General features: G+C 64.7%; 23 protein-coding genes and 1 pseudogene. 16 read left to right on the plus strand and 8 right to left on the minus strand.

The genetic code is table 11. The features are described 5' to 3' along the window. Positions 1 to 21: 21 nt before the first annotated feature. A protein-coding gene (locus AX769_RS21815) for an IS3 family transposase (protein ID WP_157887841.1) occupies positions 22 to 1,298 on the minus strand; the annotation gives its coding sequence in 2 pieces (ribosomal slippage) (positions 22 to 1,025 and positions 1,025 to 1,298; 1,278 coding nt in all). A gap of 53 nt (positions 1,299 to 1,351) precedes the next feature. Between AX769_RS21815 and AX769_RS21825 the strand changes: the two are divergent. Then, positions 1,352 to 2,290 (plus strand): annotated as a pseudogene (locus AX769_RS21825) (type I restriction endonuclease subunit R); the annotation flags it as partial. 123 nt (positions 2,291 to 2,413) lie between these two features. Here AX769_RS21825 and AX769_RS21830 read toward each other — a convergent pair. Beyond that, a complete protein-coding gene (locus tag AX769_RS21830) occupies positions 2,414 to 2,686 on the minus strand; it encodes a ribbon-helix-helix protein, CopG family (protein ID WP_066284510.1) in 273 nt (90 codons plus the stop codon). Between the two features lie 381 nt (positions 2,687 to 3,067). On the opposite strand from AX769_RS21830, the gene AX769_RS21835 reads away from it, so the two are divergent. The 4 genes from AX769_RS21835 (at position 3,068) to AX769_RS23415 (ending at position 5,135) form a co-directional block, all read left to right on the plus strand. Next, positions 3,068 to 3,280 (plus strand): hypothetical protein, encoded by a 213-nt coding sequence (locus AX769_RS21835; protein WP_066284513.1) that lies wholly within the window; start codon positions 3,068 to 3,070, stop codon positions 3,278 to 3,280. Next, entirely contained in the window at positions 3,277 to 3,630 is a 354-nt protein-coding gene (locus AX769_RS21840; RefSeq protein WP_066284515.1) for a hypothetical protein, read from the plus strand. The genes AX769_RS21835 and AX769_RS21840 overlap by 4 nt, the downstream gene beginning before the upstream one ends. 13 nt (positions 3,631 to 3,643) lie before the next feature. Then, the gene (locus AX769_RS21845) at positions 3,644 to 4,423 is read left to right on the plus strand and encodes an RNA polymerase sigma factor (protein WP_082764184.1); all 780 of its coding nucleotides are present in this window, start codon (positions 3,644 to 3,646) and stop codon (positions 4,421 to 4,423) included. Between the two features lie 505 nt (positions 4,424 to 4,928). Then, positions 4,929 to 5,135, plus strand: coding sequence for an ABC transporter ATP-binding protein (locus AX769_RS23415; protein ID WP_082764185.1), 207 nt, complete (start codon positions 4,929 to 4,931; stop codon positions 5,133 to 5,135). 86 nt (positions 5,136 to 5,221) lie between these two features. Here the strand turns inward: AX769_RS23415 and AX769_RS21850 are convergent, their stop codons facing one another. Next, entirely contained in the window at positions 5,222 to 5,521 is a 300-nt protein-coding gene (locus tag AX769_RS21850) for a hypothetical protein (protein WP_157887882.1), read from the minus strand. 407 nt (positions 5,522 to 5,928) lie between these two features. Between AX769_RS21850 and AX769_RS21855 the strand changes: the two genes are divergently transcribed. Further along, entirely contained in the window at positions 5,929 to 6,402 is a 474-nt protein-coding gene (locus tag AX769_RS21855; protein ID WP_066284522.1) for a GNAT family N-acetyltransferase, read from the plus strand. Between the two features lie 61 nt (positions 6,403 to 6,463). Here AX769_RS21855 and istB read toward each other — a convergent pair whose 3' ends face one another. The 3 genes from istB to AX769_RS21870 all read right to left on the minus strand — a co-directional run bounded on the left by istB (position 6,464) and on the right by AX769_RS21870 (position 9,590). Next, positions 6,464 to 7,279, minus strand: a complete 816-nt coding sequence (istB, locus tag AX769_RS21860) for an IS21-like element helper ATPase IstB (RefSeq protein ID WP_066284523.1) — start codon at positions 7,277 to 7,279, stop codon at positions 6,464 to 6,466. Further along, positions 7,276 to 8,952 carry an IS21 family transposase gene (gene istA / locus AX769_RS21865; protein ID WP_066284526.1) on the minus strand — a complete coding sequence of 559 codons (1,677 nt, stop codon included), beginning with the start codon at positions 8,950 to 8,952 and terminating at the stop codon, positions 7,276 to 7,278. The genes istB and istA overlap by 4 nt, the downstream gene beginning before the upstream one ends. Before the next feature lie 389 nt (positions 8,953 to 9,341). Then, positions 9,342 to 9,590 carry a hypothetical protein gene (locus AX769_RS21870; RefSeq protein WP_066284527.1) on the minus strand — a complete coding sequence of 83 codons (249 nt, stop codon included), beginning with the start codon at positions 9,588 to 9,590 and terminating at the stop codon, positions 9,342 to 9,344. 585 nt (positions 9,591 to 10,175) lie between these two features. Here AX769_RS21870 and AX769_RS21875 point away from each other — a divergent pair. The 4 genes from AX769_RS21875 (at position 10,176) to AX769_RS21890 (ending at position 12,050) form a co-directional block, all read left to right on the plus strand. Then, positions 10,176 to 10,382, plus strand: a complete 207-nt coding sequence (locus AX769_RS21875; RefSeq protein ID WP_066284528.1) for a hypothetical protein — start codon at positions 10,176 to 10,178, stop codon at positions 10,380 to 10,382. 78 nt (positions 10,383 to 10,460) lie between these two features. Beyond that, entirely contained in the window at positions 10,461 to 11,381 is a 921-nt protein-coding gene (locus AX769_RS21880; RefSeq protein WP_066284531.1) for an ArdC-like ssDNA-binding domain-containing protein, read from the plus strand. Positions 11,382 to 11,447: 66 nt separating this feature from the next. Further along, the gene (locus AX769_RS21885; RefSeq protein ID WP_066284535.1) at positions 11,448 to 11,675 is read left to right on the plus strand and encodes a hypothetical protein; all 228 of its coding nucleotides are present in this window, start codon (positions 11,448 to 11,450) and stop codon (positions 11,673 to 11,675) included. 51 nt (positions 11,676 to 11,726) lie between these two features. Then, positions 11,727 to 12,050: a hypothetical protein gene (locus AX769_RS21890; RefSeq protein WP_066284536.1), complete on the plus strand. Its 324-nt coding sequence runs from the start codon at positions 11,727 to 11,729 to the stop codon at positions 12,048 to 12,050. A gap of 67 nt (positions 12,051 to 12,117) precedes the next feature. Here AX769_RS21890 and AX769_RS21895 read toward each other — a convergent pair whose 3' ends face one another. Next, a complete protein-coding gene (locus AX769_RS21895; RefSeq protein WP_066284537.1) occupies positions 12,118 to 12,327 on the minus strand; it encodes a hypothetical protein in 210 nt (69 codons plus the stop codon). A 218-nt stretch (positions 12,328 to 12,545) separates the two neighbouring features. On the opposite strand from AX769_RS21895, the gene AX769_RS21900 reads away from it, so the two are divergent. From AX769_RS21900 to AX769_RS24400, 5 genes are all read left to right on the plus strand, one after another. Then, positions 12,546 to 12,797: a hypothetical protein gene (locus tag AX769_RS21900; protein WP_066284539.1), complete on the plus strand. Its 252-nt coding sequence runs from the start codon at positions 12,546 to 12,548 to the stop codon at positions 12,795 to 12,797. 14 nt (positions 12,798 to 12,811) lie between these two features. Beyond that, complete coding sequence (locus tag AX769_RS21905; RefSeq protein WP_066284540.1) at positions 12,812 to 13,147, plus strand: hypothetical protein; 336 nt, start codon at positions 12,812 to 12,814, stop codon at positions 13,145 to 13,147. A 267-nt stretch (positions 13,148 to 13,414) separates the two neighbouring features. Continuing rightward, positions 13,415 to 13,705, plus strand: coding sequence for a hypothetical protein (locus tag AX769_RS21910; protein ID WP_066284541.1), 291 nt, complete (start codon positions 13,415 to 13,417; stop codon positions 13,703 to 13,705). After that, positions 13,702 to 14,109, plus strand: a complete 408-nt coding sequence (locus AX769_RS21915) for a sigma factor-like helix-turn-helix DNA-binding protein (protein ID WP_066284542.1) — start codon at positions 13,702 to 13,704, stop codon at positions 14,107 to 14,109. Before AX769_RS21910 ends, AX769_RS21915 begins: the two co-directional genes overlap by 4 nt. 137 nt (positions 14,110 to 14,246) lie before the next feature. Further along, complete coding sequence (locus tag AX769_RS24400; RefSeq protein WP_157887883.1) at positions 14,247 to 14,387, plus strand: hypothetical protein; 141 nt, start codon at positions 14,247 to 14,249, stop codon at positions 14,385 to 14,387. 506 nt (positions 14,388 to 14,893) lie between these two features. On the opposite strand, the gene AX769_RS21930 is transcribed toward AX769_RS24400, so the two are convergent. Next, entirely contained in the window at positions 14,894 to 15,289 is a 396-nt protein-coding gene (locus AX769_RS21930) for a hypothetical protein (protein WP_066284546.1), read from the minus strand. A 300-nt stretch (positions 15,290 to 15,589) separates the two neighbouring features. On the opposite strand from AX769_RS21930, the gene mobF reads away from it, so the two are divergent. Beyond that, positions 15,590 to 19,594, plus strand: coding sequence for a MobF family relaxase (mobF, locus tag AX769_RS21935; RefSeq protein WP_066284548.1), 4,005 nt, complete (start codon positions 15,590 to 15,592; stop codon positions 19,592 to 19,594). The last annotated feature ends 60 nt before the right edge of the window (positions 19,595 to 19,654 follow it).

Below are 19,654 nucleotides of genomic sequence, written 5' to 3' on the forward strand. Positions count from 1 at the left end.
GCCCTGGGTTTTCTGCCGCTTCTATGCGGGTTGCGGCTCTCGGTTGAGGGTCGCGTAGTGGGCTTGTTCGAACTCCACGGGTGGCACGTTACCGCGGGAGCTGTGCAGGCGCCGGTTGTTGTACCAATCAACCCAGGCCGCGGTCGCGAACTCGACGTCAGCGATGCTGCGGTAGGGCCCGTTGTGGAACACGGTCGTGCGGATGCACTCCGCCTTGTAGAGGCCGTTGATGCTCTCCATGAGGGCGTTGTCGTACGCGTCGCCGACGGATCCGATCGAGGGCAGGATGCCCTCGAGGGCCAAATGATCGGTCAGCCGAATCGACGTGTATTGCGACCCTGCATCCGAGTGATGTATCAGTTTCCCGTCGGTGGTGGGGTGTCCTTCTCTCCCGCGGAGCCATAACGCCATCCGCAGCGGGATCATGACGAGATCGGTTTCTTTGTTCGTGGCCGCATGCCAGGCAAGGATCCGTTGCGCGAACACGTCGACGATGAACGAGACATACACCCATCCCGACCACGTGCGGCAGTAGGTGAAGTCGGTGACCCAGACCCGGTTCGGGGCCTTGGCGGTGAAGTCCCGGTTCAGCAGGTCGCCGGCCCGTTTGCCGTCTTTGGCGGGGATCGTGGTCCGGATCGTTTTGTCCCGGCGGACACCGGAGAGCCCGAGGTCTCTCATGGCCCGGTCCACCGCTCCCGCGCTGACGTTCCCCGGGACCTGTCGGCGCAAAAGCGCCGTCATCTTCCTCCTGCCATAAAGACCCTCCGGGGTCATCGTCCGGCGCCCGTGGACATCGGTGGTCCAGACCGCGTCCCGGACGGTGTCGAGGACCTGCGCATCGGTGATGGTTCGTCGGGACGGGCGGGCGCTGCGCCAGGACCGGTAGGTTCGTGCGGCGATCTGGTAGCCCTGCTCACGCAGAACCCTGCAGATCGACTCGACCGCGTGACCTTCGGATCTCATCGTGTCGATGAACCCCAGCATCACCGGTTGCGGGGGTCGAGTTCCCCCACGAAGAAAGCCGTCGCCGCCCGGAGGATGTCGACGTCTTCTCGCAGGCGACGATTCTCGGCCTTGAGCTTTTTGATCTCCGCCAGCTCGTCCGAGGTGACACCACCCCGCGTGCCGTCATCGATTTGCGCTTGCAGGACCCACCGGCGGACCGTCTCCCGGCCGACACCGATCTGTTTCCCGACCGCGGCCGACGCGGCGGTCATCGAGGGGTACTCACCGAGGTGGTCCGCGACCAGACGCACCGCGCGCGCCTTCACCTCGGAATCAATCTTCTTGGGCATGTGCTCATCCTTTCAACTCAAAAGAATGCGGCATCAAACCCGGGGCGCTTCACATGCACACCGCGATCGTGAAGGCGTTCAAGAAGTACCACCTGTTTGGCTTCACCGGGACGCCGATTTTCTCGGCCAACGCTGGGTCCGCCGGGAACCCCGTCCTCCGGACGACGGAACAAGCTTTCGGGGAGAAGCTGCACACGTACACGATCGTCGACGCGATCACAGACAAGAACGTGCTCCCGTTCCGCATCGACTACGTCAACACCATCAAGCTGCCACCCGGAGTCACCGACAAGCAGGTGTCCGCCATCGACACCGAAAGTGCTCTCCTCTCGGCGACCCGGGTGCGGCAGGTGGTCGAATACACGCTGGAGCACTTCGATAAGAAGACAAAGCGGGCCGAGTACTACGCGGTCGCCGGAAAGCGGCTGCGTGGCTTCAACGCCCTCTTCGCCACCGCGTCTATCACCGCCGCCCGCACCTACTACCGGGAGTTCGCCGACCAGCAGAAGGACCTCTCGGAGGCGCAAAGGCTGAAGGTCGGTCTGATCTACAGCTACGCCGCGAACGAGGCCGTCGCTGACGGAATCCTCGAGGAAGAAGAGTTCGAAACCCAGGCCCTCTCCTCGGACGCGCGCACCTTCCTTGAAGGTGCCATCCAGGACTACAACGCGATGTTCGGGATGAATTTCAGCACCTCGGCCGACAAATTCCAGGACTATTACAAGGACCTTTCCCTCCGGGTGAAGAACCGGGAGCTTGACCTGGTGATCGTGGTCAACATGTTCCTCACCGGATTCGACGCCACCACCCTCAACACTCTGTGGGTGGACAAGAACCTCCGCGCTCACGGCCTCGTGCAGGCGTTCTCCCGCACCAACCGGATCTTGAACTCCGTGAAAACGTACGGGAACATCGTCAGCTTCCGGGACCTGGAAGAGCAGACCAACGACGCGATCGCCTTGTTCGGAAACAAGAACGCCGGCGGCATCGTGCGGGGGGGCTGCCCAGGGCTTGGTTGACACCTGACCCTGGGCAGACCCTCAAGTCGGAGCGAGAAACACGGAACGGCCCAGGCTTACCTGGGCCGTTCCGTGTTCAAGAGCGAGCGAGTTAAGTCACATGAGAACTAGTTCTCGAACATCGCTGCGGTCTGGGCTGACCGTCTGGATGCGGCGGCCCTCTTGAGTCTCTTCGTCGATGAACTTGTAGACGGAAATGGCCCGACGAACGGCCTCGGTGAACGAGATACCGCGGTGGTCGGCAATCTCTTTAAGCGCGTCCGCCGTCTCGCTGTTCAGATTGACGTTGAGGCGGACGAGCTGGTCGGTGTTGGTCTTCGCGCGGCTTGAGCTCTTGCGCGGTGTTGCTTTGATGTCTACGGAACTCATGACTGGTCCCTCTCCGGTGTTTTCTCTTGTTTGATTTTTAGGTGAGTTTGATTTTTTTTGAGTGAGTTTAATTTTGAGTGAGATTTAAATTTGTTTGTCGTATTTTTGAGTTTGTTTTAGGCGCAAGAAAATCGGGATCACATGGTGAGTCCCGATATGAGCCGAGGTTGCCTGCGCGGAGGAGGGCGGGCGGTTTACGGCGGAGGGGCCATTTCTTACTTCTTGTGCTCCTCGTGGGTAGAGCCTACCCCGGTAGGCACCCATCTGTACACAATGGAGGCACACGGCGTGTGTACGAAAAGTGTAGTTGTCGCCCATCTGGGGTAGACTCACACTCATGGGCCTCGACTATAAAACTCGATCCTGACGTGAAGGACTTCCATGCGGACAACAGACACAGAGCGGCCCACCATTCCGGCATCGCTCATCGAACCGTTGGTGAAGTACATGGCCGCCCACAACATTGAACGCGTCGATGTCCGCCTGGACGAGGCCGAGTCCCTGGAGCAGCGGGTAGTTCTCACCGACGACGAAGCCCCGGACAGCCTGTCCCGTGACGCCGGGGTCATGGTCGTCGTGAAAGTCAACCGATGAGCCCCCGCGACGACGACGACGAAGACAAGGTTGGAGCCACCGACCCCATTGACCTTCCGCTTGTGGACCGCAGGTTCAACGAGGCCGACGACCAGATCGCGCCGGGCACCGGGCCGGCAATCGGACCAGCCCCCTTCGTCAAGGACAAGCACGACGCCACCACCCGCCGAGCCCTCGCCTTCACCGTCATCGGCCTGGTAGCCGTTCTCTACGGCGCGGCAGTGCTCGGAATCCTCGCTGGCTGGATCTCTTCCGACGAACTCGGAAAAGTTGCACTGGTCCTCGGACCGATTCAGGCACTTGCGGCCGCTGTCCTCGGGTTCTACTTCGGCCAAGACCAGTCCAAATAAGTAGGCCCCCACGATGTCGCCGGCAAAAGAGCAGAAAGGCCCCCGCCCAGCTTTGGGTGCGCTGGCCGCTTCACCTCGCCGGAATGAGATCGACCTCACCCGTCAGACCGCCAGCGAACGCCTGGCCAGGCTTGAAGGCGACCGCAACCTCGTCGCAGCTCTCGAGGAACGCCACTTCGACGGTGCTCACTACATCTACTTCTCGACCGTCCTCGCCCAGTACGGAGTTGCCGTCCTGCGCGCGTGGATTCGAGATCGGAAGGTTCACCAAAAAGTGCGCGAGAAAGGCTTCGGCTCGCTCCCGCCGGAGCCGTGGTCCGGGGCGCTGACCGACGACCCCGACACGGGAGAAGAACTCGCCCTCGAGACCGTCGCACGGGCACTCATCACCTTCCGAGACAAGGTGCTCGTGCCCGGCAAATGGAAACCCGAAGGCGGGGCATCACTGAAGACATTCTTCGTCGGCCAATGCCTCATGCAATTCGGCAACGTCTACCGCCCCTGGCTCACCCAGATGAACAACGAACGGCCGACCTTGACCGTCGAAGACGACATGCTCGACATCCTCGCGACCTTCGTTGAGGGCCCCGAGGCTGCGGCCACCCAGCAGGACCTCGTCCGCCGGGCGCTAGGGAAGATCCAGGACGAACGAGTCCGCACCGCCTTCTACCTCAAGGCCATCCACGGCTACACCTACCAGGAGATCGCTCACAAAATGGGAATCACCGACAAAGCCCTCGAAGGTCTCATCACCCGGGCCCGCAAGGAAGCCACCGGGGGAGGCGCAGCATGACCAGCTTCAAGTCCAAAGTCGAACAGTCCTCGCTCGGCAGCCGAGAGGCTCAAGCCGCTCGAAAGACAGTGTCAACCCGGCAGGCCAACAGCGCCGTGAGCCGATCAATCGCCCTCCGATCAGCAGCCGAAAAAAAATCGGCCGAACGTGAGGGAAAGCAGAGAGGCACCGACATATAGCTAGATGTCAGCGTTGCTGATGCGTACAACCGCAGAAATAAAGAAGGCCGCCTCGCTGAAACGAAGCGGCCTGCAAGACCTGAGGTAGTCAGTTCTCACAACAAGCACTGACGATACCCGGAGTTGTCTGCCACCGCCAGGTGGCACTCCACCTCAGGCACACCACCTGAGGAAGGAGGAAATGATGCCCGTTCGCACCACCACGCGAACCATCAAGCGAGGCCCGGTCAAGATCACCGTAAAAGTGACCACCACGACCACGACTCGTCGCATCCCCATCGCCCGACCCATCGGACGATAAGACAACTCTGAAGGGAGCCATTCCCATGGCTACAGTCCACCGCAACGCAGGCACGGGTCGCTTCACAACGGCCCGCAGCGCCAAAGCCAACCCCGCCCGCACGACCACCGAGCACGTCGGGCGAGGGACTAGCAACGGCACGACCGTCTACCGGTCCGCTGGAACGGGCAAGTTCGTCACCAAGCGAGCAGCAGACGGAAACCCTGGCGGAACAATTCGCCAGAACGTCTAGAGACAGCAGACAAAAGAAGGGGGCCGAGGCACTCGGCCCCCTTCTTTTTGTTGAGGGATTGCCCCTGGAGGCGGAACGTGCCGCACTTATTCCAGGGGCTTGTGATGCTGCATAACGCTGATCGTCCGCCGCATTCGGTCGAGTGTGATGGAACGCTCTTCATCGTTCTGCGGCCAATCGCGGAGCCGCGCGACCACTTCATCCTCGGTCTTGCCCGTCGCAACGCTCCGACCCAATTCGCGCGCCGCCTGCCGAGCCAGGGCACGCCATCCGTCGGCGTCGACGCGAAGCTCGACCAGCTCGCATCGCGCCTGCCCCGTCTCTTGTAGAGAGGCCCGGATCGCCGCGAGCGTGCTCCGGGCGAGGAGGCTGACGACGGGACGCATGCTCCTCACGCTATCGCCACAGCGACGGAGGGTCGCCGTAAGATCCGGCCGTGGGAGTGCATGGGCCTGGGAGAAGTGTCGACGCGATTGTGGGCCGGCCTATCCCGTCGCACCCGCTAGCTGTCCCGCCGGTCCCGGGCACGTTCGGGGTTTGGCAGGTGCGCCGGGTGAAAGAGGCCCCCATCGGTTACGTGCGGTCCGAAAACGCCGGCGGGGGAGCGGTTTACCACTGCTATGCCCATGGGCGAGACGATGCCGGTGGCCGGCCGTGGCTTCGCACCACGATGGCCATGTCAACCTAACCGGGACCCACCAGGGCAGGCGAAACAGGACCCACCTGTTGCTTGCCTCCCCGGAGCCGCGCTGAGCTAGGGATACTTTGGTGGCCTTGATGCAACGATTGAGAAGTGAAGCCATCGTTTTCGTTCCGCCCGCCGCAGCTTGATGAGATCGTCAAGATTGCGGACTTTCAGTTCGCCTGCTGGCAGGCGGCCTATGTCGACATCTTGTCTGACTCGTTCTTGTCGGGGATGTCGCGGGATCATCGCCGGGGGCAATGGCGTCACCGGCTCGTGAGTGGAGAAAGAAAAATTATGGCCGCGTGGGCTGATGACGACGTTGCGGGTGTTGTGAGCTGGACGGATGGTGACCTGGCGTCCGTTCGTGAGTTGAAAACTCTCTATGTTGGTGCCTCCTATCAGAGGAGCGGCTTGGGACGTGAGCTTCTTCACCTGGCGGTGCGTGATGAGCCGGCTCGCCTATGGGTATTCGAGGCCAATATTGGAGCCCAAATCTTCTATGCGAGACATGGGTTCACCGCAACAGGCGATTCCAATTTCGACGCGGAAACACACGCCAACGAGCTTTTGTTTGCTCGGTGAGCTCCTCTCGGGATCGAGGCGAGCACTCGACCCTTGTTGTCGACGGCGAGAATTCAACGAGTCAGTCCGTCGTCGCAGCCATCCGTTTGTTGGTGTGGGCGAGCCGGTAGGAATCGGTGCCGGTTTCGATGATGGTGCCGTTGAACGTGAGCCGGTCAACGATCGCGGCGCAGAGCCGCGGGTCGGTGAAGGTTTTCGTCCAGCCGGAGAAGGACTCGTTTGAAGCGATCGCGATGGAGTTGTTTTCTTCCCGTTCGGTGAGGACCTGGAAGAGGAGTTCGGCGCCTCGGCGGTCGAGTTCCATGTAGCCGAGTTCGTCGATCATCAGCAGGTCGACCCTCCCGTAACGGGCGATGGTCCGAGCGAGGTTCTTCTCATCAGCCGCTTCGACGAGCTCGTTCACGAGCCTCGTGGCCAGGGTGTATTTGACCCGGAAGCCTTTCTCCGCGGCGGCAGTGCCGAGGCCGATCAGGAGGTGCGACTTGCCAGTGCCGGAATCCCCGATGAGACAGAGCGGCTGACCGCGGCGTACCCAGTCACCGGTGGCGAGGGTATTGATGGTGGCGGGGTTGATGTTCGGGTTCGCGTCGAAGTCAAAATCCCCGAGCCATTTATCCCGCGGAAACCCTGCCGCCTTCACCCGGCGGACGGAGGAGCGCCGGTCCCGATCGTCGCACTCCGCCAACAGCAGCTCTGCCAAGAACCCCTGATAGCTGAGCTGCTCTTTGTTGGCCGCGGTCGTGGCCTCATCGACGACCGCCCGGATCGTTGGGAGCCGGAGCCGCCGGCAGGCCTGGTCGATGGCGGCGTTCGCGGCCTCTTCTGTCAGGCCTCTCCGTTTTCGGAGCGTGGTGGTGATGCTCGTGGTGGTGGTCATGAACCTGTTCCCTTCGTATTGGTGGGCTTAGCCTGAGGTGTCGCCCGGTCGGGTAGTCGCAGCAGTTGGTCGTAGGCGGCAACTGACGGCAGCGGCCGGTTGTCGGCCGGGAGGCCAGCGATGACGGCAACTGGGTCGGCGAGGCGGCGCTGGGTAAGACTGACCACCCGTCGCTCGGGACCACGACCTTGTTTGACGAGAGGACAGTCGAACCGGGACCCACCCAACCCTTCGTGTCGGCGGGCCTCGACCGCGACAACATCGGCGGTGACGGCTCCGACTGTCAACGCTGCGGTGATCCCGGCGACGATGTCCTCGGTTGCCATCGACCGGTGCAGCAGAAGAACATCGATGAGCGCGCGGGTGCCGCCGGCGTCGCCGTCGGTCTTTCGGGCGGCCGCCCAGAAGGCTTCGTGAGCTGAGGTGAAAACGCCTGTGGCCCGAGCATGAGCGAGAGCCGTCGAGCCGGGAAAGGCACCAGGCTTGCGTTGGAGGACCTCGAGGTAGTGGTCAAGATTCACGCTCTGCCCATGCAGCGCAACGACCCGAGGGTGACGGGCGATCTCGTTGCGGCCGTCGAAGACGACGACCTCCGATGCACGAAGAGATACCCGAACCGGACGGCCGATGAACCGTGCCGGGACCGAGTAGGACGCCATCCGCACCCGGACGAGGCTCGATCGGCTCACCCGTGGCGTCAGCGACAGGCCCGGCTCGAACCGTTCCGCCGCGATCGGCGCGAGCAACTCCCGTTCGAGGGCGAAGTCTTGGGCGACGGTGCGGATCCGGTCACCGATCCTGCGGTTCTCATGGTCCAGATCCCACTGACGGACCTTCTGATTCAGTTCCGCGAGGGAGTCGACGACGGGCATCGGAGACAGGTGGGTTCGGCGGAACCGGCCGACGTCGCCCTCGATGCCCCCCTTCTCATGAGCGCCCTCAATCCCCGGATGGCAATAGAACGCATCGAACCCGTAGTGCGAACGGAACAAAACCCATCGTTGGTTCTCGGTGCGCTGGCGTCCGGTGCCGTAGATGACCTTCACGACGGCGTCGGTGAGGTTGTCGTAGCGGATGTGCCGGGTCGGGATGCCGCGGATGTCTTCGAAAGCGTCGATGTGTCCCTCGAGGAACGCCTCCTGCGCTTGCGTCGGATAGATCCGGTGGATCGCCTTCCCCGAGTGCGAGAGGCGGAACGCAAACATGTGGCACTTGGTCTTCACCCCGGCTAACACCACCCAGACCTCACCGAAGTCGACTTCAGCCTCCGCGCCCGGCGCGTGCTCCTGCGGAACGAAGACCTCCGGCAGCCGGCCTGCCTCCAGGTCGATCTCTGGGCGGCGTCGGCGAACGTAGTCACGGTCCGTCGAATACGACAGCTCGGTCGCGTCGTGCTCCTCGGCCAGACGGGCAAAGACCCGCCTCGCCGTGTGGCGCTGCTTCCGAGGCGCGTCCAGATCCTGGCGGAGCATCTCGTCGATCGCCGCCTTGAATGCGTCCAACCGTGGCGCGGTCCGAACCCGCGATTTCCGGGCGGGCGGTTCCGCCTGCGCGAGGGCCTGCCGCACGGTTGGCCGGCCGACGCCGTGCCTTCGAGCCAGCTCTCTGATTGAGAGGCCCTCCACGCGCGCATCACGTCGGATCCGCGCGTACAACTCCACCCGAGACTCCATCCGAAACCTCCACCTTGAGCAACGAAAACATGTTGCGACAACGGTGAGGGTGGGTCCGGCTTAGATTGCCCCGGACACCCCGAAACAGCCGAAGTGGGTCCCGCTTAGATTGCCCTGGTGGGTCCGACTAAAGCTGCCATAGTCACCACGAAGAGCCTCAATAGCGCCGTCGCGTGGATGATTCAGCACGAACGTGACCTCGCAGCTCTCACCCGGCGACTGAATACAGAGCCGGACGAGTGGCCGGCGTGACGCTGGCACGCGCGACACCCTCGCAGAAGCGAGCGTGCTGACCGTTGACGCCCCGATGCCGGGAGACACAATCGACCGGGCACGCGCCGGTCTGCCCTCAGGGCACGTCATTACGTCGGTGGCGCGTTACTAAGCCGTCAACGGCCCGTGAGGCGGTCCCAAAGTGTCCGCTTCGGCGTCTGTTGTGCGCCGGTGCCGGCGTCGTCGCAGACGGGCTCCGGTAAGCCCTTACGTCGCCGCCATGCCCGGTACTCGACACGGAGAGCTGCCTCGTCTCCGAGGAGCCGGAGCGCATCGTCTTGGCTCATGTCGATGCCGAGGAGCTGGCGCTGCGGCCGGGTCCGTAATTGCTGGCGGAACCGCGCGAACTCAAAGCTCTTGGTCACTGCATCCCCTTCGTCGGTGAGTCCCACCACACCGACAGGTAGATGCAACCTCATGATGACCGGCCAGGGGAAGCCCCCGTCCGAGGCTCCTTCGGCGCTTCCCGGTCAGACGATCGGAGATCACATGCCCCTTCTCAGGGGCATCGTTGCCGGATTCGAGTACGTTTCTTGCAACGGCTGGTTTCCCCCAATCAGTCGCGCTCGCCCCCGGGCGTTAGAACTCCCCCCAGTCCTGACCCGCCCGGGGGCTTTCTCGCGCTCAGGGGCCGCCTCGAGGCGGAGTGCCCGATCGGGCCGGCATGCCGGCGGGTCGCTGCGCTCCCGGGTGGAGCAGCGGAGCTGCCCTGTGTGGCCCTTTGGGCCTTGGTTGTTTTGCCGTGAAGCCTGCGGCAGCGTACGTCCGTCCGGGCTCCGCGCAAGCCGCTTCGCGGCCGGTCCTCCGACAACTTCGGCACGCGGCAGCAAGCTGCCTTATTTCGTGCCGAACTTCTCTCCTCCCCACCCCATGGGGTTGCACTGCACCCTCCCGTCCTTCTCGACACTTCGTGCCTTCAGGCAAAAAAACGAAAGGGAGAGGAAGAGCACATGAGACAGCAGATCACCACTGTGACCACGTTCGTTCCGGTCGTCGGAGAGGGCGAGCTACAGCGCCAGCTTCGCAAGTTGGGCGAGCGGGACAACGACCTCGAGACCTACGCCCGGCACGGGTGGGACCTCCACCACACGGCCACGATCACCGGCCCGGAACTCGTGACCTTCGTGGACACGCTGACCCGCAACAACCCTGAGTGACACCAGGTGGGAGGGGACAACTCGTAATTGCCCCCTCCCGCCTCTCATCCTCACCGATCAAGACCAGGAGCAGAAACCATGACCACCACCGCCACCCGCACCAAGAAGACCGCCCCCCTCAAGCCCGCCAAGACGATCGAAGAGAAGAAAACCCAGGCTGAAGCGCTGCACGCGTCGATCGCGAACCAGGTCGAGCAGCTGCGCGACTCCGCCCGGTGGACCGCGTTCCTCACCTTCGCGCAGGCGTTCCACGCGTACTCGATCAACAATTTGCTCTTGATCCTCAGCCAGCGAGAGGACGCCTCCCGCGTCGCCGGTTTCCGGAAATGGCAGAGCTTGAACCGGCAGGTTCGTAAGGGGGAGAAGGGCATCCGCATTTTCGGGTACTCGACCAAGAAGGTGACTGAGGAGGACGAGAACGGCGACGAGGTCGAAAAGCGCGTCGCGCGGTTCCCGATCCTGTCGGTTTTCGATATCGGGCAGACGGAACTGATCGACCCCGAGCAGGGCGACCCTGGCACCATCACGGCGCAGCTCACCGGCGCCGAGGACTACGGCATCGTGGACGCCCTCAGCGCCTACCTCGAAGGCGAGGGCTGGACCGTTGAGCGTTCGAGCCTTCCCGGCACCATGAACGGCGTAACGCGGCCCGAGACGATGACCGTCGTCATCAACGAGGACCTCTCGCCCGAGCAGGCCGCGAAAACGACCATTCACGAACTGGCCCACGTGCTCCTAGATCATACGGAAGACATGGCGGAGTACTCCGCACACCGCGGGCTCATGGAGACCGAGGCCGAGAGCGTCGCCTACGTCGTCGCCGGGATGGTCGGGTTCGACACCAGCGCCTACAGCGTCGGATACATCGCCGGATGGGCCGACGGGGATACCGACCTGATCACGTCCACCGCTGCCCGTGTGCTTCGCACCGCGCACCAGATCGCCGGAATCCTCACCCTCGAGGACGAAGCCACCGACGACGCCGAAGACGTCGCCTAACCCACCAATTCCGGGGGAGGGGCGGCGGAGCCGCCGCCCCTCCCCACCCCGAGAAGGGAACGAACCATGATCATCACCTACAGCCGCCCTGACACCATCGGACAGGCCCTCGACCCCGACGCGCCCGCCCTCGACCTCAGCAACACGGGGAGCACGTGCGGGGCGTCGACGTACGACGTCGACGGGTTCTCGTGGAACTGCACCCGCCCCCCGCACCCCGGCGACGACCGCCACCAGGGCGCACGCGCCCTGCCCGGTCAGAGCACGCCCGTCGTCGGCCTCGAATGGGAGTAGCAATACAGCCTCGGCGAGGACACCGGGGGAGACATCAACGAAGCCGCCCCCGTGCACAGCATCACCGTCACCGCGTCATTCCCCGAGCGGGCAATCGGCGTCGACCTCGAAAAGATCCGCTCCGCAGTTCTTGACCTGTTCTGGGAAGGTGACGCCGACGACGTGCAGCTCGTCGCCTCCACCGCCCACAACACCGCGCAGACCCGCGCCGCCGTGGCCGAGCTGGTCGACCTTGCCCAGCGTGGACACGAGGACTTCGAGCACCAGGCCGGATACGGCGATTACAGCCCTACCGACGTCGACGCGGCCCGCGCCCGCTGGTACGCCGTGCAGCAGCTCACCGCCGCGCTGACCCGGCACGTTCCCCAGGCCTGAATGGGCAGCCCCGGCCGCGGCCGGCCGGGGCGAGGGGGCCGGCCCCCTCGCGCACCCCCAGCAGCTACTACCTCAGGCGGTTCGCTTTTCGGATTGCCCTCCGCGCTACGACGGCCACGAAGACGAAGCAGAGACCAGCGAACGCCGTGAAGTACGGTGCCAGCATGCCGGGGGAGACGATGATGAGCGCCACGTCAGTAACGACGAGGAAGACACCTACGATCCCGATAACCAGGTACAGCCTCGCTACCGTTTTCGGTTCCATCTTCAAGGCCATGGCTAGAGGGTAGCCGCGGGCACGTCTCGGACGAGCCGGGAAAAGCGGCGGATATCCCTAACACTTTTTAGCCCAAAACCGGAGCCGGCGAAGGAGCGCCAGCACTGTCCCGGCCCCGTTGGGGCCTTGTGTTCGAGAGCCGTTGTCACACACCCCTGGGCTGACCCCGGTGGATGAAGAGTCCTAATTGTGGTCCCTTTTTGTGGTACTCTTTATGTATGCCGATCGAGTGGACAACCAGCGCAGGCAAGCACAAGGTTCCTCGGGAAGACGTGCTCTACGCGATCGCCAACGCGACCGGCTCGGAAGAACTCCAAGGACACCCCGGCGAGACGACCACCGTCTACGTCGGGCACCCTCACGGTCAGACCGACCGCTATATCGAAGTCATCGTCGCGGTACGTCCCCCGGCCACGCTGACCATCTTCCACGCGATGCCGTTGACTGACCTGTACCGCCACCTGATCTGAGAAGGAGAACCGCCATGACTAACAACTACGACGACCTCGCCGCCCGCGCAGAAGCCGGCACCCTCCGTATCATCCCCGGCACCACCCGCGCCGGCGCTGATGCGGCCGCCGCAGGACGAGCAGCTCTGCTCGCTGCAACCGACACCGACACCATTGAGGACGCGACCCGGATTGCCCTCGGCCGGCCCCGCGTCGGAGAGACCCGCACCACGACCGTCGTGTGGAAAGTCCGCGCACCCGAGCAGCTCGACGAGCAAGCCACCGACCTCGCCAAGCACCAGGGCATGAACCTCTCCACCCTCGTCCGCGACGCTGTGGCCGAGTACGTTCGCGCACACGCAAACGCCTGACCCGTCCTCGTCCTGCGGCCGGCGGACACACCGAAGCGTCGAAGACGGCCCGGCCGTCGGCCCCGGTTCTGGCTGTACAAGTACACGCACAGATCAGGGTGGGTTCTTCTTCTGCAGGGGAAGGGCAGCCACGAACTTTTGGGCTTGCCTGATGAGAGCGTGAAAGAGTCCATCCCCGCCCACGGGGAAGCGTCCGCGGGCGTTGTCGGACAACTGATGAAGAAGCTACCCAGCAGCCCGAGTAACTGGCGATAGGAGCCAACCAGAATGACGAGCACCAACGACGTCAACGACGAGGGCAACCCCGCACCCGTTCTTCTCGACCTGACCGACGACAACGCGTACTACGTCATCACGCAGGCGCTTAGTGACTTCGCACACGAGGCCCGAGGCCGCGCGGAAGACATGGCCGGCTACGAGATCCCCGACGCAGCCGGGTCCCTCGAAGCATTCGAGCTGGCCGACGTGGCCGAATCTCTCCGGCTCCACATCGAAACCCAGATCGACGCGCTCAGTGCCCCCCAGAAGACCAGCGCACCCCAGGAGAAGAGCGAATGACGACCCCCCGCAGACTTGAAGCGACCGCCCGCCGTGACGGCAAATGGTGGTTCATCCAGATCCCCGAACTCGACACCGTCGGCCAGGCCCGCCGCTACAACGAGATCCACGAAGTCGCCACCGAGGTCGCCGCCCTCTACCTCGACGTCCCCGAGGCAGACGTCGACGTGCACGTGACCGTCCACGCATCCGACCAAGCCGAGAAGCTCTGGGAGGACGCAGCGCGCGCCGAGGAGGAGTCCCGACAGGCACAGCAGCGCTCGGCCCAGCTCCGACGAGAAGCAGTCCGCCTAGCACGCACAGAGGAATACACCTACGAAGCGGCCGCGGCAGCCTTCGGCATCTCCCGAGCCCGCGTGCAGCAGCTCGAAAAGGACACCGCCCGCCCCCGCGCTCACGCATGACCTTGCCGGCCGAATCCCACTCGCCAGACGCGGCCGCACTGCAAGATGCCCTCGCAGCCGAGCTTCGCGCCGTGCAAGCCGTCGCGAATGTGAAGGTCCGAGCGTGGGCGGAGAACATACCCGTCTCGCCTGACTCCGTGTACCGGGTGCTCCGAGGCCAACGCCCCGTTTCGGTGATCGAGCTGATCCTGCTGTGCGACGCGATCAAAGAAGACCCTCTCGACCTGATCACACGCGCCGTTAATCGGGCCGCCCTGAGCGGCGCGACACGACAGTGACCACCGACGAACACGAACGGTTCTGGTCCTACGTCGTCAAAGGTCCACTGCCGGATGACTGCTGGCTCTGGACCGGCGCTATCTCCGACGACGCCTATGGACGGTTTTGGGTGAAGCGAGACCACGGACAGCAAGCCGTCCGGCCGCAGCGATACGCGTTCCAGCTCCTCACCGGAACCGAGCTGCCATCCACGGTTCTACTACTGCACTCATGCGATATCCCCATCTGCGTTCACGCGTCGGCAGACGCGGCCGAGTCGCACGTCTGGCCGGGCACGCACCGGGCGAACATGCTCGACCGCGCGCAGAAGGGCCGGCACGAGAATGGGTGGTCTTCGCTCCGATTCCGTGGTGTTCCGCGCGCGGAACGTGCGCAGCGGTCTCGAGACTTGCGAGCGGTCATCCTCGATCACGGGTGGGACCCGGAGAGGATGAGTGCCGCCCTGGCAGGGGTGGAGGAAACGCACCTCCGCCTGTTCTGACCCGAGGCCAAAACCTAACGCCTACTACTCTGACGCCGACGCGTCGCCGTTCTCGGTCGAGTCGTTCCCGGTTTCGCCCATAGCCGGGGTAGAGGTGGCCCCCGTGGTCTTTTTGACGTCGCGGGTGGAGATACCGAGTCGACCGGCAACCTCGTTCCGAGGTGTGCCGAGGTCGAGCATCGAGATGATCACCGCTTGTGACTTTGCGCGCGCTTCGGCGCTCAGCTTCTCGCCACGCTCTCGCGCCGCCTCAATCTCCCTTTCGACGTTCGCCTGGATCTCCTCGATGGAGTCGGCGGCCACGAAGTAGTCGGTGGCGAGCTGTTCGAGCTTGTCCTGCTTCTCCCGGAACTCCGCAGCCTTCTCGCGCGCCCGCTGACGGGCGGCGGTCTGCTTGCCGGACTTTCTGACCTCAGCCATGTGAACCCCCCTGATTGATCTAGACACCATTATGCATGCGCACCCCGACGGGGTGCAGTGCGCGGGTCTGGAGACGAGCCAAGCTCCAAGCGCAGGTCCAGAACCAAAGGCCGGCTCGTCTGTCGCTGATCGACCGCCGTTCACTCCCGCGATCCTCGTTCCTCGTCACACTCCCGTTCACTTCCCGGTCTCTCACCACAGCCGCAGTCTCTCCGATCCTGGCCGACCTCCATCCTCATTCTTCGTCAGTCAATTCGTCACACCTCTGGCATCAATTGATCAACGAGGTAAAGTACCCCCATGATGACCATGCATATCCTCTCCGCAGGGGACGGGTATGCGTACTACACCAGCGAGACCGCCACGGCCGATATGAAGCGGGAGCCGGGCCGTGAGCTGGGCGACTACTACACCGCGGACGGCAACCCTCCCGGCGTGTGGATCGGGTCCGGTCTCGACGCTGTCGGAGTCAAGGGCACCGTCAGCGAGGAGCAGATGAAGGCCCTCTATGGTGAAGGGCTGCACCCGGATGCTGACCGCATCATTCGCGAGGCGCAGGCAAACGGCAAGACCGCAGAGCAGGCGCAGGACGCCGCCCGGCTGGGCCGTGGCTACTACAACTACGAGCAAGGCTCGACCGGTCTTCGTGCCGCCATCGACGAGGGCTACGCCCGCTTCGAGCGCACCGAGCACCGCGAACCAGACGTCGAGGAACGCCGCGCGATCCGTGTCCGTGAGGGCGCGCAGGCGTTCCGCGAGGCCAAGGGCCGGCCTCCCGCCGACAAGGAGGAGCTGGCCCGGTACATCACCGCAGCGTCCCGCCCGACGCAGCAGGCCGTGGCCGGTTTTGACCTGGTGTTCTCCCCCGCCAAAAGCGTGTCGACGCTGTGGGGTCTTGGGGACAACGACACCCGGAAGGTGATCGAGGACGCCCATGAGCAGGCCATTCAAGACACCGTGAAGTACCTCGAGGACGAGGCCATTGCTACCCGAGCCGGCCGGAACGGTGTCGCGCAGATCGACGTCGAAGGCGGGCTCATCGCGACCCGGTTCCGGCACTACGACTCCCGCACTGGCGACCCGCAGCTCCACGACCACCTGGTCGTCGCGAACAAGGTCAGAGGCTCCGATGGGAAGTGGCGCACCATCGACTCCAAGCTCCTCCACCGCCAGGGTGTTGCCGCGTCGGAGTTCTACAACCAGCGCGTGATGGACCGGGTAACCGAAGGGCTCGGCGTCACCACGGAACTCCGTGAGGTCACCCGCGGCAAGCGACCCGTTGTGGAAGTCGCGGGCGTGGACGACCGACTCACCAAGGGGTTCTCGACCCGGTCGGCGGGAATCAAAGACGCCATGAAGAAGCTCGAACAGGACTACCGCCGCAACCACGGCCGCGCCCCCGACCTGAAAGCCCGGATCGCTCTAGCGCAGCAGGCGACCCTCGACACCCGCCCCAAGAAAGAAACCGCCCGGTCCCTCGCAGACCTCCGGACCGCCTGGCGCGAACGTGCCACCGAGACGGTCGGTACCCGTGTGGTCGACGGAATTCTCCGCGACGCACGAGCCCTGGCGTCGAACGGCAACAACGGCAGCAGCACCGCCGAGCGGATCACGATCGAGCGGGCGTCCGCCCGGATTGTCGAGACCGTGTCGGAGCATCACGCGGTCTGGGGACCGCACATGATCGAAGCCGAAACACGCCGCTTCATCCAGGCGGAACGGACCAAGGGCAACACGGTCGAGGGCACAGTGACACAGATCACGAAGCACGCCCTGGCCACCGATTCAATCAGCGTCACCCCGCCCGCCCCGCACGGCGCTTTCCAGCCCCTCACGCGAAAAGACGGGGTGAGTATCTACGAGCACAAGGGGACGCAGCTCCTCACGTCCAGGACGGTTCTCGCCGCCGAAGACACCCTCCTGGATGCCGCCCGGGACCGCACAGTCCGTCCGGTCACCCGGGAGACATTCGACCGGATCGCGGCCGAGCAGGGCCAGCACCTGGACTCCGGGCAGCTCGCCCTCGCGGCTGAGTTCGCGACGTCCAGCAGCCGCCTCGTCGTCGGTACCGGCCCTGCCGGCACCGGCAAGACCACCGCCCTGACCGTGGCCGCCCGCGCGATCGAGGCCGAGGGCGGCCGCATGATTGGCCTGGCCCCGTCCGCCGCAGCGGCCGACGTCATGCGTGACGCTATCGGCATTGACGCGGGCACGATCCACTCGTTCACCTACGGCCACGGTAGCCTCTCCGAGCTGCAAGCCGGCGACGGCCCCATCGAAGGGGTGGACCTCAAGCCGGGCGATGTAATCGTGGTCGACGAGGCCGGCATGGCCGGCACCACCAACCTCGCCAAGGTCACTCGGATCGCGGAGCGCCACGGCGCACACGTCCGCCTGATCGGTGACGATCGCCAGCTCTCCGCAGTCGAAGCAGGCGGCGTGCTCCGACTCCTCGAACACGAGGTGGGATCGGTCAAGCTCGAACAGCTGCACCGGTTCAGCAACCGTGAAGAAGCCGAGGCCACCAAGCTCCTCCGCGACCCGGCAAAGACCGGCGACCCGTTCGCCTGGTACGTCAATAACGACCGGGTGACCGGCGGCAGTATCGACCGGATGACCGCCGACGTGTTCTCGGCCTGGGAGCACGACACCGACGCAGGCTTGCACTCGGTCATGGTCGCCAAGACCAACGCCACAGTGTCGGAGCTGAACGCACGAGCGCAGGCCCTTCGCATGTCCCAGGGAGTCGTGATGGGCCGCGAGTCGGCTCCGTTGCACGATGGCTTGTCGGCGTACCGAGGCGACACCATCGTCACCCGGCAGAACGACTCCCAGTTGAAGACGGACGGGGGCCGCGACCGGGTGAAGAACAACGACGTCTGGACCGTCCAGCGCGCGCACCAGGACGGGTCTCTGTCGGTCGCCAACGTCAAGACCGGGGCGAAGATCACTCTCCCCAAGGAGTACGTGGAGAAGAGTGTCGAGTTGGGCTACGCCTCGACGCTGCACCGCACGCAGGGCATGACCGCCGACACTGCCCACGTGCTCGCCGATGCGTCGACGTCGCGCGAGCTGGCCTACGTCGGCCTGACCCGCGGCAAGCAGGAGAACCACCTGTACGTCGAGACCGAAGATGCCCAAGCGGTGTCCGACGTTTTGGCGTCGATCGCGCGGACCAGTGACGCCACCTTGTCGGCCACCGAGACGATCCGGGGCGAGCAGGCGCGAGTGGATGACCTCGTGACCCTCATCGACCAGTACGGCGACGTCGCAGAGCGCGCCGACACTCTCCGCTTCGAGAAGGTCGCGGATCAGGCCCTTGGCCACGACACAGCCAGCACGCTCCGCGAGCACGAAAGTTGGGGAGCTGTCGAGGCGGCGCTGCGGCACGCCGAGACGCGGGGCCTCGACCCGGCCGACGTCCTCTACCGGTCCTGGACCGAACGAGACATGGACGGCGCCGACGACCGCCCCGCGGTCCTGTCGGCGCGCATCACGGCCAACACGGCCGAATACGTCGCCGGGCTGCCCTACGACCGCGAGCAGCCGGCCCCGGCCGTGCCGGCGTGGATTGCCGATCGCCGTGCCCTCGACTCCGAGCACACCGCACCCGAGTGGCGCGAGCACCTGGCCGAACGGTACGACTACCTCGAAACCCGCCTCGAGGAGAGGGGCGCGACGATCGCCGCCGAGAGGCCTACATGGGCGGCCGAGCTGGGTGATGTCCCCGCCGAGCCCGAAAAGCGCAAGCAGTGGACCGAGCTGGCCGCGGAGGTGTCCGTGTTCCGAGAGAAGTATCGGGTGGATGGAGCCGCGCCCCAGGCGGTCCCGGCCGAGTACCGAGAGCGCGCCGTGGGCGCGGATCTCGCCGCCCGCGTCACCGCCCTCCATAAGTCGTCGGTCCTCAGCACCCAGCCGACCGCCACCGACGCCGAACGTCAGAAGGCCGCCGCGCAGGCGACTAGCGCCGCGCAGCGGGCACGGGAGGCCGTCACGCCGCGACAGGGCGAGACCCGTCCGGCGCCACCGCAGACGGCCGCTCAGGCGGTCATCCAGGCGCAGCGGGAGAGGGCCGCCGAGGCACAGCGTGCACGCCAAGCCGCGTCGACGGGCGACGGAGCAAAGCCGGCGCAGAAGACGGCCGCGCAGGCTGTTATCGAGGCGCAGAAGCTCCGTGCCGCGCAGCGGGCCGAGGAGCTTCGTCAGCAGGGCTTTAACGTGAAGGTGCAGAAGGAGTCCGACCGGAAGGACCAGCCGTATCGGCCGGACCAGGACCGGTCTCGCGACCAGGACCGGGAACGGTAACCAGGCACGCAGAAGGGGCACCCGCCGAGCGGGTTCCCCTTCGTCATGTCATGCAGCCGA

This window comes from Frondihabitans sp. PAMC 28766 (genome assembly GCF_001577365.1).
In the GTDB taxonomy this organism is placed as follows: domain Bacteria; phylum Actinomycetota; class Actinomycetes; order Actinomycetales; family Microbacteriaceae; genus Frondihabitans.

What these genes read in the sequence shown, in the direction of transcription:
- AX769_RS21835 (WP_066284513.1), top strand. Translation starts at nt 3,068, where the DNA reads ATGCGGACAACAGACACAGAGCGGCCCACCATTCCGGCATCGCTCATC.
- AX769_RS21885 (WP_066284535.1), top strand. Translation starts at nt 11,448, where the DNA reads ATGATCATCACCTACAGCCGCCCTGACACCATCGGACAGGCCCTCGAC.
- AX769_RS21915 (WP_066284542.1), top strand. Translation starts at nt 13,702, where the DNA reads ATGACGACCCCCCGCAGACTTGAAGCGACCGCCCGCCGTGACGGCAAA.
- AX769_RS21880 (WP_066284531.1), top strand. Translation starts at nt 10,461, where the DNA reads ATGACCACCACCGCCACCCGCACCAAGAAGACCGCCCCCCTCAAGCCC.
- AX769_RS21895 (WP_066284537.1), bottom strand. Translation starts at nt 12,327, where the DNA reads ATGGCCTTGAAGATGGAACCGAAAACGGTAGCGAGGCTGTACCTGGTT.
- istA (WP_066284526.1), bottom strand. Translation starts at nt 8,952, where the DNA reads ATGGAGTCTCGGGTGGAGTTGTACGCGCGGATCCGACGTGATGCGCGC.
- AX769_RS21830 (WP_066284510.1), bottom strand. Translation starts at nt 2,686, where the DNA reads ATGAGTTCCGTAGACATCAAAGCAACACCGCGCAAGAGCTCAAGCCGC.
- AX769_RS21840 (WP_066284515.1), top strand. Translation starts at nt 3,277, where the DNA reads ATGAGCCCCCGCGACGACGACGACGAAGACAAGGTTGGAGCCACCGAC.
- istB (WP_066284523.1), bottom strand. Translation starts at nt 7,279, where the DNA reads ATGACCACCACCACGAGCATCACCACCACGCTCCGAAAACGGAGAGGC.
- AX769_RS21845 (WP_082764184.1), top strand. Translation starts at nt 3,644, where the DNA reads ATGTCGCCGGCAAAAGAGCAGAAAGGCCCCCGCCCAGCTTTGGGTGCG.
- AX769_RS21850 (WP_157887882.1), bottom strand. Translation starts at nt 5,521, where the DNA reads ATGCGTCCCGTCGTCAGCCTCCTCGCCCGGAGCACGCTCGCGGCGATC.
- AX769_RS21930 (WP_066284546.1), bottom strand. Translation starts at nt 15,289, where the DNA reads ATGGCTGAGGTCAGAAAGTCCGGCAAGCAGACCGCCGCCCGTCAGCGG.
- AX769_RS21900 (WP_066284539.1), top strand. Translation starts at nt 12,546, where the DNA reads ATGCCGATCGAGTGGACAACCAGCGCAGGCAAGCACAAGGTTCCTCGG.
- AX769_RS21905 (WP_066284540.1), top strand. Translation starts at nt 12,812, where the DNA reads ATGACTAACAACTACGACGACCTCGCCGCCCGCGCAGAAGCCGGCACC.
- mobF (WP_066284548.1), top strand. Translation starts at nt 15,590, where the DNA reads ATGATGACCATGCATATCCTCTCCGCAGGGGACGGGTATGCGTACTAC.
- AX769_RS21910 (WP_066284541.1), top strand. Translation starts at nt 13,415, where the DNA reads ATGACGAGCACCAACGACGTCAACGACGAGGGCAACCCCGCACCCGTT.
- AX769_RS21875 (WP_066284528.1), top strand. Translation starts at nt 10,176, where the DNA reads ATGAGACAGCAGATCACCACTGTGACCACGTTCGTTCCGGTCGTCGGA.
- AX769_RS23415 (WP_082764185.1), top strand. Translation starts at nt 4,929, where the DNA reads ATGGCTACAGTCCACCGCAACGCAGGCACGGGTCGCTTCACAACGGCC.